Origin of the sequence: Streptomyces sp. NPDC086989, assembly GCF_044745505.1 — a bacterium.
Taxonomy (GTDB): Bacteria; Actinomycetota; Actinomycetes; order Streptomycetales; family Streptomycetaceae; genus Streptomyces.
In genome coordinates, this window is record NZ_JBIVAL010000011.1 from 271397 (window position 1) to 283520 (window position 12124).

Here is a 12124-nt window from a genome sequence, read left to right on the forward strand (position 1 = left end):
CGCACGGGACCGAGAGGGGAAGGGGAACCGATCATGAGTGACATCACGACCGTGGGGCCGGACCGCCCGGAGCTGCAGCGGGCCGTCGAGGCGATCGTCGAGTCCGGTTTCACCGGGATGACACTGCGCGTGCACGACGAGCGCGGCCACTGGGTGGGCAGCGCCGGAGTGGGCGAGCTGGGCGGGAGCGCCAAGCCGCCGACCGAGGGGCGGTTCCGGATCGGCAGCAACACCAAGACCTTCACCGCAGCCCTCGTACTGCTCCTGGTCGCCGAGGGCAGGATCGAGCTGGACGGCCCGGTCGACGACCACCTGGCGGAGTTCGGGCCGGACCGGCGGATCACGACCCGGATGCTGCTCCAGCACACCAGCGGCGTGTTCAACTTCACCGGCGAGTACCACGAGGACGGGACGGTCGTGCCGGGCATCCCCTGGCAGGGCCGGGAGTGGGTGGAGAACCGCTTCCGGACCCACCGCCCCGAAGAACTCGTACGACTCGCGCTGTCCAAGCCGGCGCGGTTCGCTCCGGGCACGGACTGGAGCTACTCCAACACCAACTACGTACTGGCCAGGCTGCTGGTCGAGAGGGCCACGGGCCGCCCGTTCGCCGAGGAGATGCACCGGCTGGTCCTGGACCCGCTCGGACTGTCGGACACCGTCCTGCCGGAGACCTCGCCCGAGATCTCCGGGCCGCACGCCCACGCCTACTACCGGTACGAGAACGCCGGCCGGCAGGAGACGGTCGACGTCACCCGCCAGAACCCCTCCTGGATCTCCACCGGCGGCGACATGATCTCCACCACCCGGGACCTCCACACCTTCATCTCCGCGCTGGCGGGCGGCCGCCTCCTCCCCGCACCGCTCCTGGCCGAGATGCGCACGCCGCACCCCAAGGCGGGCTACGGCCTGGGGGTGTTCGTCCAGGACACGGGCCCGGGCGGCGTCACCCTCATCACCCACAACGGCGGCATCGCGGGCCACGCGGGGCTGATGTACAGCACGCCGGACGGCAGGAAGACCCTGACCGCATCCCTGAACTACGTGGACGACGCCGCGATGTCCCTGGCGGCGGCCTACCAGAAGGCAACGCAATCCCTCCTCGCCGAGGTCTTCCCCACCGCCCACCCCGAGCCGACGCCCTGAACTCCGGCCCCGTCGCGCGCTGCGCGCGCCGCGCACTTGGACGGTCTCCCGGGCGCCTGTGCGGCGGGCGTCAGTACGTCACCGTGATCCGTCGCGCCGGGCCGTCCACGCCGACCCGGCCGCCGTACGGGATCACCAGCTGCGGATCGGTGTGCCCGAGGTCGACGTCGAACACCGCCATGGTGCGCGGAGCGTACGCCGCCAGCGCACGCAGCACGGCCTCGCGCTGCTCGGCGGCATGACGCCGCTTGCCGGCGCTGTCGTTCGGCTGCCGGAACGACCACGCCTTGGCGCGCCCCATCAACAGGGCCGGGAAGCGCTCCAGCAGGCCGCGTTCGCCCATGTTGCGCAGGATCCGGAACACTTCCTCCGCACTCGGCATCTCCTCCGACGTCTCCAGGAACAGCACGCGGCCCTCGTACGCGGCGGGGTCGCGTTCGATCTCGCGGTCGGCCATCAGCAGCCACGACAGGATCTCCAGGTTGCCGCCCCAGGCGCGGCCCTCGACGAGCCGGTCGGGCCGGTGCCAGGTCCAGCCCTCGCCGGGCTGTGCGTCGGGTTCCGCGGTGAAGGTGGCCGGGTCGGCCCAGTCGCGGTCGCAGTCGCGGTAGCGCCGGGCCGGGCGGAGCTCGTACGGGCCGGACGTGAACAGAGCCGCGCGCACCGAGTCGGCGGTCAGCGGGTGCAGTGCGTACGGGCGGCCGATCTCGGTCATCACACAGGCGCCGTGGTAGCCGACGATGCCGAGGTTGTGCAGGAAGAGCAGCAGATTGGTGTTGTCGCTGGAGCCGAAGAACGGCTTGGGGTTGGCGCGGATCAGCTCGCGGTCCAGCAGCGGGAGCACGGTGATCTGGTCATCGCCGCCGATGGAGGCCATCACCGCCTTGACGGTCGGATCGGCGAAAGCGGCGTGGATGTCATCGGCGCGCTGCCGGGGGGTGGAGCCCATGGTGCGCGTGGCCGGGTACTCCACCGGTTCGAGGCCGAACTCCTCGCGCAGCCGCCGGAGCCCCAGCTCGTACGGGAGCGGGAAGAGGCCCGGCAGGCCGGACGAGGGCGAGACGACCGCGATGCGGTCGCCGGGCACGGGCTTGGGAGGGTACGCGGGAGCGGTCACCGCCTGCTCCCGCCCCCGGCCGCGTCCCGGTCCCGGTCCGGGTCCCCGTAAAACCGCCCCCCGGAGTTCCAGGCTTCGCGCGTGAGCGCGTACTCCACGTCGCCGTGCTCGGCGCCCTCGATGTACTCGGGCCACTCCTCGAAGAACGTACGGACCAGCGAGAGGCCCGCCTTCTCCATCACCCTGCGGGACGCGGCGTTGACGGTCATCGTGGTGGCCACGACCCGCTCGGCCCCCAGCTCGGTGAAGGCACGGGCCACGAGCGCCCGCGCGCCTTCGCTCGCGTACCCGCGGCCCCAGGCCGAAGGCAGCAGCCGGTAGCCCAGCTCCGTCCCGCCGTCGAGTCCGGCGCTGCTCGCCGGACGGAGGGAGAACCAGCCGAGGAACGCCCCCGAGCCCTTGTCCACCGCGGCGAAGCAGCCGTGTCCGCCGGGGAGTTCCCCGTACTCGCGCAGAAGGGACGGCAGGGTCTGCCGCGCGACCACGGCCCGGGGAACGGGGCGGCCGTCGTCGATGTACCGCATGACCTCGGGGTGACCGTGCAGGGCAGCCAGGTCGTCGACGTCCGCCCCGGTGAAGCGGCGCAGCGCCATGCGGTCGGTTTCCAGGTGGTCGTCCATGCCCCCGATCCGAACAGCTCCCCCCGCTCCCCGCAACTGCCTTTCGCGTCCGGGCCCGAGCGGACGCTCGGCGTCACGGGATCTGCCCGGCCTGGTCGGGGTCCTGGTGACGGCGTACCTGTGCGACGAGCCGTCGCAGTACGTCGCGGGCGGCCGCGATCTCCTCCGGCGCAATGCCGGCGGTCATGCCGCGGTGGGCCTCGGTGGCGCGGGCCGTGATCCTCTGCAGCGTCGCGTGCCCATGGGGGGTGAGGCCCAGGAGCGGCGAGCCCTTGTGGTCGGGGTTGGGGTGGAAGGCGGCCAGGTCCTCCCGTACGAGGTCGTTCGCGACGCGCTGTACGCCCTGGCGGGCGATGCCGAGACGGCGGGCGGCCTGGGGCACGGTCAGCGGCCGGTCCGAGACCACGCTCAGCAGCTGCCAGCGGGCCTGCGTCTGCCCCTCGGCGGCGGCGAGCCCCTCGCCCGACCTGCGCAGGAGGCCCGCGGCCTCGAACACGTCCGCGACCAGGAGCGCCATCTCGTCGGCCATGTGACCACCCCACCCAAGCTTGACAACATGATGTCTATTTGGAAATCTGTTGTCATTCTACCCGTGATGCCGGTCCGAGCCCACCCCACCCCCCTACGAACACCCGGAGGAGACCATGAGCACCGCGATCGCCAACCTGCAGGCCGCCCTCGAACGCGCGGCGGCCATCCGTCCCGCGGTCGGCGGATTCCCGTACCTCGCCGAAACGCTCCGCCGGGCAGGGGTCAGCCGCTGCCGCATGGCCGTGCCGTCGAACGCGATGCTGTACCTCACCGACGCCGGCCCGGTGGCCGTTCAGGGCGAGCCGCTGGCTCTGGGGCCGGTCGACGTCCCCCCGTTCGACCGCGAGGCACTCATCGCGGCGCTCCGCACGGACCAGGCGGGCGAGAGCACGTTCCCCGAGTTCGTCAGGGGCTGCTGGGAGGCGGGCGTCGTCTGGTACGACGTCGACCTGAGGGCCCGCACCTGCACGTACCACGGCGCGGACGGCGACAGCTACACCGAGACGTACCCGCCCGTCGATCTCTGACGCCGACGGGCGGGCGACTTGGTCAGTACCCTGACGCGGTGATGACCAGCACTCTCGACCGTGAGGCGGTGCTCTTCGGGGCGGCCACGCACGACGTGGGAAAGACGCTGCACATCTCGGAGCTCTCCGGGCCCGGCGCGGCGCACGAGGAGGCGGGGCGGACGATTCTGCTCGACCGTGGGGCCGGTCCCGAGCTGGCCCGTTTCGCGGCGACGCACGCCTCGTGGGCGGATCCGGGTGCTGACTTCGAGGACCTCCTGGTGAGCCTCGCCGACAAGGTCTGGAAGAACAAGCGGGTTCCCGACCTGGAGGATCTCGTGGTGGCCCGGCTGGCCGAAGCCACGGGCAGGGCGGCTTGGGAGGAGTTCCTCGCGCTCGACGAGGTCCTCTCCGACCTCGGTGCCGGGGCCGACGAACGCCTGGCGTTTCAGGCGGCCTTCCCGATCGACGGCTGACGGACGGCGTGTTCCGGGCTGGTTCGAGGGCGGGGGAGGGCTAGTCCTGGGGGCGGCCTTCGATGAGGGGGGTCAGGCCGTCCAGGAGGGCCTTGAGGCCCAGTTCGAAGAGGGCGTCCAGGCGCAGGTCGTAGCCGTTCTCGAAGGCGCCCACCGCCTTGGTGAAGGCCGGGAAGCGGCCGGAGTCGACCAGTTTCCGGAGGGCCGGGGCGCGGTGGGCCATCCACTCGTCCTCCGACTGGCCCGTGGTGGCCTCGGCGTGGGCCTCCCACTCCAGGTGCACCGCCAGCCCCTGCACGTGGCTGTACAGCAGGACGTGGACGTCGAACAGCGTGGTGGGATCCAGGCCGTGACCGTCCAGTGCGGTCAGCACCCATTCGCCGTGGACCATGAGGTTCGGCACGAGCAGCGGGCGGGTCAGGGAGCCGAGCTGGGCCAGCCAGGGGTGCCGGCGGTACAGGGCCCACAGGGTCCGGCCGCCCAGCTCGACGCGGGAACGCCAGTCCTCCGGGCCGGGGGCGTCGGCCGGATCCGCGGGGTAGGACTCCTCGCCGAAGGCGGCGTCGGCCATGAGCAGGACGAGGTCGTCCTTGCTGGGGACGTACCGGTACGGCGACATGGCCGCGACACCGAGCCGGGCCGCAACACCGCGCATGGAGAGCGCCGAGAGCCCTTCCGCGTCGGCGATGTCGATGGCGGCGCGGACGATCCGGTCGAGGGTCAGGTCGCCTTCGTGTGCCGGTGCCGGTGACGGCCGGCGGTGCGGGGGTGGCGTCGCCGCAGGACGTGCGGCCACGACCGTGCCGGTGCGCGGCCGCGCCTCGACCAGTCCCTCCACGCGCAGGGCGGTCAGGGCCTTGGCGGCGGTGGCCGACGCGACGTCCCACTCCCTGGCGACCTGACGGGTCGACGGGACCCGGTCGCCGGGGGCGAGTTCGCCAGCCGTGATGCGGCGCCGGATCTCACCGACGATCCGCAGGTAGGGCGGCTCGTCCTGCGCCCCTGTGGGATGCGTCACGTTCTTTCCCCCTCCTCCTCTGTACTAGCACAGAGGCTAGCAGCCAAAAGGGTCGACGGAGCTCAACTGTCCTAGGTCAGAGGGCCAATTCAGCCAGTTGTAGGGGCTGCGCGTACGCCGTACGTTCACTCGCGTACACAGCACGTACGGCGCGTACAGCACGTACAGCGCGTACAGCACGTACGGCGCGTACAGCGCACGGCACGGACACCGAAGGAGCCCTCCCATGCAGACCGTTCTCATCTCCGGCGGCGGAATCGCCGGCCCCGTCCTCGCCCACTGGCTGCGCCGGCACGGCTTCGAGCCGACCGTCGTCGAACGGGCCCCCGGCCCCCGCGCCGGCGGCCAGGCCGTGGACATCCGCGGCGTCGCGCTCGACGTCGTCGAGCGGACGGGTCTGCTGGAGCAGGCCAGGAGCGTACGCACCCACATGCGCGGCATGTCGGTCCTCGCCCCCGACGGCGAGGAGGTCGAGCGCTCCACCGAGGCCACCTTCAGCAGCGGCCGCCTCGACAGCGACGACATCGAGCTGCTGCGCGAGGACCTCGTACGGATGGTCCACGACCACACCCGCGCGGACGTCGAGTACCTCTTCGGCGACAGCATCACCGCGCTCGCCGAACACGGGAGCGGGGTCCGCGTCGACTTCACGCACGCGGCGCCGCGCACCTTCGACCTCGTGGTCGGGGCCGACGGGCTCCACTCCACCGTACGGCGCCTGGTCTTCGGGCCCGAGGAGCGGTTCACCCACCATCTGGGCAGCCACCTGTCCGTCTTCAGCGCGGACAACTTCCTCGGCCTCGACGACTGGCAGCTGTGGCTGCGCGACGGTGACACCGGCTTCGGCATCATGCCCGTCCGTGAGAACACCGAACTGCGGATCGCCTTCGGCTTCGAGTCCGCAGGACCGCTCGCCCGTACCCCCGACTCCGCCGACGTATTGCGCCGGCTCGTCGTGGAGAAGCTCACGGCTCTGCGCTGGAACGGCCCCCGCCTCGCCCGGGCCGCCGGGGAGGCCCCCGACTTCTACTGCGACGCCATGGCCCAGGTCCGCATGGACAGCTGGTCGCGCGGCAGGGTGACCCTGCTCGGCGACGCCGGCTACTGCCCCTCCCCGCTGTCCGGGCAGGGCACCAGTCTCGCCCTCGTCGGCGCGTACGTCCTGGCCGACTGCCTCGGCCGGGCCCGCGGCGGCGGCCACGGCGCCGACCACGGCGGCGAACGCGGCGTCGACCACGCCACCGCCTACGCCACCGCCTACGCCGACTACGAGCGCCGGATGCGCCCCTTCGTCGCCCTCAACCAGGCCCTGGCCACGGAGAATCCCGGCGGCCCCGCCTCCGGGGAGTCCGTAGAGCGCGCCAAGAACGCCCTCTCCCTGGACAGTTGAGCTCCTGGCCCCGCAGAGCACCGGGGCGGGTGGACGGGTCCCGGGCCTGTGGCAGATCATGTTCGGATGCCGCTCCCTCCGCATGCGACCGAAGCCGATCTGTTCGAGGACTCCAGGGGCCGCCTGGAGGCGATCGCCTACCGGCTGCTGGGGTCGGCCGGCGACGCGGAGGACGCCGTGCAGGACACGTTCCTGCGGTGGCACGCGGCCGACCGGGAGCGGATAGAGACGCCCCGGGCGTGGCTGACGAAGGTGCTCACCAACATCTGCCTCAACCAGCTCACCTCGGCCCGGGCCAGGCGGGAGACGTACGTGGGCCAGTGGCTCCCCGAGCCGGTCCTGGCCGGCGACCGGATGCTCGGGCCGGCCGAAACCGCCGAACAGCGCGAGTCGGTCTCCCTCGCGGTGCTCACCCTCATGGAGCGGCTGTCGCCCAACGAGCGCGCCGTGTACGTACTGCGCGAGGCGTTCGGGTACGGGCACCGGGAGATCGCGGAGATCCTCGACCTCACCGAGTCGAACTGCCAGCAGATCCACCGCCGCGCGAAGCAGCACCTCACCGCCGAGCGGGCCCGTACCGAGGTCGATGCGGCCGCCGCCCGCAAGGTCGTCGAGGAGTTCCTCGCCGCGGCCCTTAGCGGTGACACCGAGCCGCTGATCCGGCTGCTCACCGACGACGCGGTCAGCGTGGCCGACGGCGGTGCCAAGGTCCGGGCCCGCAGGACCCCGGTCATCGGTGCGCTCGGCATCGCGCGTTACCTGCGGGGCCTGTTCCGGCCCAACGCCGTGAAGCGCGCGTACGTCGGGGGGAGCGTCGCGGTCCATGCCGTTGACGTCAACGGCGCCCCCGCCCTGCTGCTGGAGTCCGGCGAGCAGGTCCTCGGCGTCATCTGCGTCGCCGCGACGCCCGACGGCGTCGAGGCGGTCCGGATCCAGGTCAACCCGGACAAGCTGGAACGCATCACGCGCCGGTGGGCGGCCGCCGGGCCCCGTCGCCCGCTCGCGGAGATCTGGTGACCCCGGTGTGACGCACGTCACGCGGCGGTTCTGTCAGGGATCGTGCGGCTGTCCGGTTCAGGAGGTGAGTCCCACCGGATAGGAGCCAGCCATGAAGCACCGCATCGTCGTCCTGGGAGCCGGTTACGCCGGAGCCATCACCGCCGGTCGCCTCGCCCGGAGGCTGCACCGCGACGACGTCGAGATCACCTTGGTCAACGGCGATCCCGACTTCGTCGAGCGCGTACGTCTGCACCAGCTCGCGAGCGGCCAGGACCTGCCGCGCCGCCCGCTCCGCGACCTGTACGAGGGCAGCGGCGTGCAGGTCCGGACCGCACGGGTCACCGCCGTCGACGCCGACGACAGGACCGTCGACCTCACCGGTGACGCAGGCCCCGAGACCCTGGCCTACGACACCCTCGTCTACGCCCTGGGAAGCACCCACGCGGAGCACGGCGTCCCCGGCGTGGCCGAGTACGCCCACCACCTCGCCGGGAAGGAGGGCGCGCTGCGGCTGCGGGCGCGCCTCGCCGAGCTGGAGCCCGGCGGGACCGTGCTGGTGGTCGGCGGCGGCCTGACCGGCATCGAGGCGGTCACCGAGATCGCCGAGGCGCGCCCGGACCTCGACGTCGCCATCGCCGCCCGCGAGGGCGTGGGCGGCTGGCTCAGCGACAAGGCGCAGCGCCACCTGCGCGTCGTCCTCGACCGGCTCGGCGTCACGGTCCACGAAGGGGCCGCGATCGCACAGGTCGGAGCCGACCGCGTCGTGACCGCTGCCGGCGAGGAGATCCCGGCCCAGGTCACCGTGTGGAGCACGGGATTCACCGTGCACCCGGTCGCGGCCGCCACCACGCTGGAGGTCTCGGACACCGGGCGGATCGTCGTCGACGCCACCATGCGCTCGGTCTCCCACCCCGACGTGTACGCCGTCGGCGACGCCGCGTACGCCGAAGGCGTCGGCGGTGAGCCGCTGCGGATGGCCTGCGCCACGGCCAGCCCCATGGCGTGGCAGGCCGCGGACGCCCTGGCCGCGCGGCTGACCGGCCGCAAGGTGCCCGAGAAGCCGATCGGCTACGCCGCCCAGTGCATCAGCCTCGGACGCCGCGACGGAATCCTCCAGCGCGTGACCCCCGAGGACCGGATGACGTCCACCGTCATCACCGGCCGGGCCTGCGCCCGGATCAAGGAGTTCATCTGCGCGGGCACGGTGTGGAGCGTCACCCACCCGACGATGCTCCTGCCCGTCCGCCGCCGCCGCATCGCCCCGTCCACCCGCGCGGCACTGCCCCGGTACGCCGCCACCCGGTGACGGCACGCCCACGAGCCGCGCGCTCAGCGGGGAAGCTGCGCGAGCGTCTGCGGCCCGATGCCGATCGGGGCCGGGCGGTCCGGTATCGCCCGCGCCGCCGTTGATCCACCGCGGTGTGACCTCGTCACGCTCAGAGGCTGCGGGCGGTGATGTCGCCGTGGGCGGTGGTCGCCCGGACGTTCAGGGCGGCGGTGCCCTCGGCGTTCCTGAGGGAGTTGTGGATCCGGCCGTAGTCGGTGCCCGCGTCCAGGGCGGCGGAGACTCCGGCGGCGGCGCCGACCGAGATGTCGCCGGCCTGGGTGCGCAGCACGACGGTGCCGCCGGCGGCCTCGGTGATCCGGATGTCGCCCTTGGCGGTGGTGATCTCCGCGGAGCCGTCGAGGTGGCCGACCGAGACGTCGCCGGCCTGCGTGGTGACGCGGGCGCTCGCTGCCTCCTCGATCTCGACCGCGCCCTGCGCGCCGTCGAAGGTGACGTCGCCGAGCCGGCCGACGCTGCGGAACCCGCCGTCGGCGGTCTTCGCCTCGACGCGGGATCCGGCGGGCAGCTGGACCGTCAACTCCACGGAGCCGGAGGGGCCGAAGTACTGGTTGTCCGCGGCCGGGGCCGCGATCCGCAGGACCCCGTCGGCGTACGCGACCGTGGTCTGCTCGGCCGCCTTCACGTCGCGGCTCTTCGAGGCGTTCGCCGGCAGGACCCGGACCGTGGTGTCGGCGCGGTCGGCGGCGACGATCCGGACGAGCCCCGCGGGGATGTCGAGGACGGCGGAGATGGCGGCGGGGGTGTGGAACTGCTGCATGGTGTTCTCCTTGGTCGAGCTCTTCGCTCTTCGTTTCTGATGATGGAAAAGCTACGTTGCGTTCATGAAATGGGCAATGGATTCGTTGTAGGCCAGCCCTGTATTCGCAGGTCATGGCGCGTATATCGTTGCAACAGCTCTAAAGCTAATGCAACACCAGCCAAGGGTTCGTTGCAATGGAATGCAGGCGAACGCTATGCTGCGGCGCAAGAGGGCAAGAGGGACCGCAAGGAGCACGAAGGAGACCGCGATGCCGGGAGGCAGGCTCACCCAGCAGGAACGCCAGCAGATCGCGCTGGGCATGGCCGACGGACTCGCCTACGCGGAGATCGCCAGACGCCTCGACCGCCCCACCTCGACGATCACGCGCGAGGTGCTGCGCAACGGCGGCCCCACCGCCTACCGCGCCGACCTCGCCCACCGCGCCACCGAACGCCGCGCCCACCAGCGCAGGCAGGCCGCGCCCCGGGAACCGCAGGCGCCCGCGCAGGCCTACGGGCGCGACCCCGATGCCGTCCGCGAGTACGAGGAGACGTTCACCGCCATCCTGATGCAGCAGGGCCTGCCCAAGATGATGGCCCGGGTGCTGACCTGCCTGTTCACCACCGACGAGGGAAGCGTGACCGCGTCCGAACTCGTCCGGCGCCTCCAGGTCAGCCCGGCGTCCGTCTCCAAGGCCGTCACGTTCCTCGAAAGCCAGGGACTCGTGCGCCGGGAACGCGACGAACGCCGCCGCGAGCGCTACCTCGTCGACGACGACGTCTGGTACCAGTCGATGATGGCCGCCGCCCGGGCCAACACCCAGGTCGCCGAGACCGCCCGGCAGGGCGTGAGCCTCCTCGGCCGCGAGAGCCCGGCGGCCGTCCGCCTCGAAAACATCGCGCGCTTCGTCGACTTCGTCGGAGAGAGCATGGTGCGAGCCGCGGAGCAGGCCCGCGACATCCTCCACACGAACGACCCGGAACAGACGGACGGCCGACGGCTTACGGCCGGCGGCTGACGGCTGACAGCTGACGGCTGACGGCTCACGGCTGGCGGTCGGCGGCTCAGCGCAGTACTGCGGCCAGCAGGTCGGAGCCCAGCGCCGTCAGCCCCGGCACGTCGAGGGTGTAGCGGACGTAGCGGCCGTGCCGCCGCCCCGTGAGCAGACCCGCCCGGCGCAGGACGGCGAGGTGGCGGGACACCTCCGGGGACGACAGCTCCCAGGCGTGGGCCAACTCGCCGTTGGTGTGCGGGCCGCGGGCCAGCGTACGCAGCAGCCGCAGCCGCACCGGATGGGCCAGCGCCTCCAGCCGCAGCGTGATCGTTTCCAGCGAGACCGGCTCCGACGGACTCGGCTCGGCCACCGGGTACTGCACCACCGGCTGCCATCCGGAGGCGTGGACCACGACCAGGTGCGGGCTGCCGAAGACACTGGGGACGAAGGTGACCCCGGCGCCGTGGGCGGCGGTCGACTTGTCCTGCAGTTTGTCCACGACGATGTGGTCGCCGTCCGGTGCCAGGGTGACCGCACCGGAGACCGAGGCGAGGGCCGGCCCGATGCCGTGACGTTTGAGCAGGTCGTTCTTGACGCGCAGGTCGGTGGCGAGCTGTACGGCGACGCGCTCCCAGGCAGCGTCGAAGAAGGCCCCGGCACACTGTTCGAGGGTGTCGCGCACCCGCGCCCGGACCGCGGCCGGGTCGGTGAGCAGCCGTTCCGCGAAGGCGCCCTGGACGGCGCCGCGGGCCTGTGCCAGGTCCAGGGCCCGCTCGCGCGCGGTCGGGTCGGTCAGCGGCGACGGCGCGGCGAAGTGGACGCGGCTGCTGCCGCAGGTGGTGACGAGCGCGGCGGTCACGTACGTCTCGTCGTCGATGCGGTCCACGTCGTCCAGCTCCTCGGCGAGGGTCGGCCGGGGCCGGGCCGGGACCAGGAAGTCGGCCCGCGAGGAACGCCAGAGGAACTCCGCCTCCCGCAACCGGTCGGCGAGCCCCGGCGGCAACCCGGCCCAGACGTCCGCGGCCCAGCCGGCGAGCTGCGGATGGTGGCCGGGTTCGGCCAGGACGTGCAGCATCGCGGCCAGTTCGGCCAGCGGGGAGGCGGCGAACCGCAGGCGCTCGGACGGCAGGCCGCTGATGTCGATCCTCAACGTCACCGGCCCATCATCACCGACCGGACGGCTGGCGACGACGTCGGTTGACGGACTCCGTCAACCGACGCGGCGAACCCCGCTGCCCGAACG

Annotated in this window: 12 protein-coding genes and 1 pseudogene; 7 read left to right on the forward strand and 6 right to left on the reverse strand. The window is 72.4% G+C overall.

The genetic code is table 11. The features are described from left to right. The first annotated feature begins 33 nt into the window (after positions 1-33). Positions 34-1143, forward strand: a complete 1110-nt coding sequence (locus tag ACIPK4_RS26685; protein WP_402316717.1) for a serine hydrolase domain-containing protein — start codon at positions 34-36, stop codon at positions 1141-1143. Positions 1144-1213: 70 nt separating this feature from the next. Here ACIPK4_RS26685 and ACIPK4_RS26690 read toward each other — a convergent pair whose 3' ends face one another. The 3 genes from ACIPK4_RS26690 to ACIPK4_RS26700 all read right to left on the reverse strand — a co-directional run bounded on the left by ACIPK4_RS26690 (position 1214) and on the right by ACIPK4_RS26700 (position 3409). Then, positions 1214-2260, reverse strand: a complete 1047-nt coding sequence (locus ACIPK4_RS26690) for a S66 peptidase family protein (RefSeq protein ID WP_402316719.1) — start codon at positions 2258-2260, stop codon at positions 1214-1216. Next, positions 2257-2880 (reverse strand): GNAT family N-acetyltransferase, encoded by a 624-nt coding sequence (locus tag ACIPK4_RS26695; RefSeq protein WP_402316721.1) that lies wholly within the window; start codon positions 2878-2880, stop codon positions 2257-2259. Before ACIPK4_RS26695 ends, ACIPK4_RS26690 begins: the two co-directional genes overlap by 4 nt. Positions 2881-2953: 73 nt before the next feature. Then, positions 2954-3409: a MarR family winged helix-turn-helix transcriptional regulator gene (locus ACIPK4_RS26700; protein WP_402316723.1), complete on the reverse strand. Its 456-nt coding sequence runs from the start codon at positions 3407-3409 to the stop codon at positions 2954-2956. 115 nt (positions 3410-3524) lie between these two features. Between ACIPK4_RS26700 and ACIPK4_RS26705 the strand changes: the two genes are divergently transcribed. After that, positions 3525-3938 (forward strand): DUF1398 domain-containing protein, encoded by a 414-nt coding sequence (locus tag ACIPK4_RS26705; RefSeq protein ID WP_402316725.1) that lies wholly within the window; start codon positions 3525-3527, stop codon positions 3936-3938. A gap of 53 nt (positions 3939-3991) precedes the next feature. Continuing rightward, a pseudogene (locus ACIPK4_RS26710) lies at positions 3992-4393 on the forward strand (HD domain-containing protein); the annotation flags it as partial. Positions 4394-4433: 40 nt separating this feature from the next. Here ACIPK4_RS26710 and ACIPK4_RS26715 read toward each other — a convergent pair. Further along, on the reverse strand, positions 4434-5411 hold the full coding sequence (locus ACIPK4_RS26715; RefSeq protein WP_402316727.1) for a TetR/AcrR family transcriptional regulator C-terminal domain-containing protein: 978 nt from the start codon (positions 5409-5411) through the stop codon (positions 4434-4436). A 226-nt stretch (positions 5412-5637) separates the two neighbouring features. Here ACIPK4_RS26715 and ACIPK4_RS26720 point away from each other — a divergent pair, with 226 nt between their 5' ends. From ACIPK4_RS26720 to ACIPK4_RS26730, 3 genes are all read left to right on the forward strand, one after another. Next, the gene (locus ACIPK4_RS26720) at positions 5638-6801 is read left to right on the forward strand and encodes an FAD-dependent monooxygenase (protein ID WP_402316729.1); all 1164 of its coding nucleotides are present in this window, start codon (positions 5638-5640) and stop codon (positions 6799-6801) included. 66 nt (positions 6802-6867) lie between these two features. Further along, positions 6868-7818, forward strand: coding sequence for an RNA polymerase sigma-70 factor (locus tag ACIPK4_RS26725; RefSeq protein ID WP_402316731.1), 951 nt, complete (start codon positions 6868-6870; stop codon positions 7816-7818). Positions 7819-7909: 91 nt separating this feature from the next. Continuing rightward, positions 7910-9106, forward strand: coding sequence for an NAD(P)/FAD-dependent oxidoreductase (locus ACIPK4_RS26730; RefSeq protein WP_402316733.1), 1197 nt, complete (start codon positions 7910-7912; stop codon positions 9104-9106). Positions 9107-9236: 130 nt separating this feature from the next. Here the strand turns inward: ACIPK4_RS26730 and ACIPK4_RS26735 are convergent, their stop codons facing one another. Continuing rightward, entirely contained in the window at positions 9237-9905 is a 669-nt protein-coding gene (locus ACIPK4_RS26735; protein ID WP_402316734.1) for a DUF4097 family beta strand repeat-containing protein, read from the reverse strand. A gap of 250 nt (positions 9906-10155) precedes the next feature. Here ACIPK4_RS26735 and ACIPK4_RS26740 point away from each other — a divergent pair, with 250 nt between their 5' ends. Beyond that, the gene (locus tag ACIPK4_RS26740; protein ID WP_402316737.1) at positions 10156-10905 is read left to right on the forward strand and encodes a helix-turn-helix domain-containing protein; all 750 of its coding nucleotides are present in this window, start codon (positions 10156-10158) and stop codon (positions 10903-10905) included. 46 nt (positions 10906-10951) lie between these two features. Here ACIPK4_RS26740 and ACIPK4_RS26745 read toward each other — a convergent pair whose 3' ends face one another. Next, entirely contained in the window at positions 10952-12037 is a 1086-nt protein-coding gene (locus ACIPK4_RS26745; RefSeq protein ID WP_402316739.1) for a DUF5937 family protein, read from the reverse strand. Positions 12038-12124 lie beyond the last annotated feature (87 nt).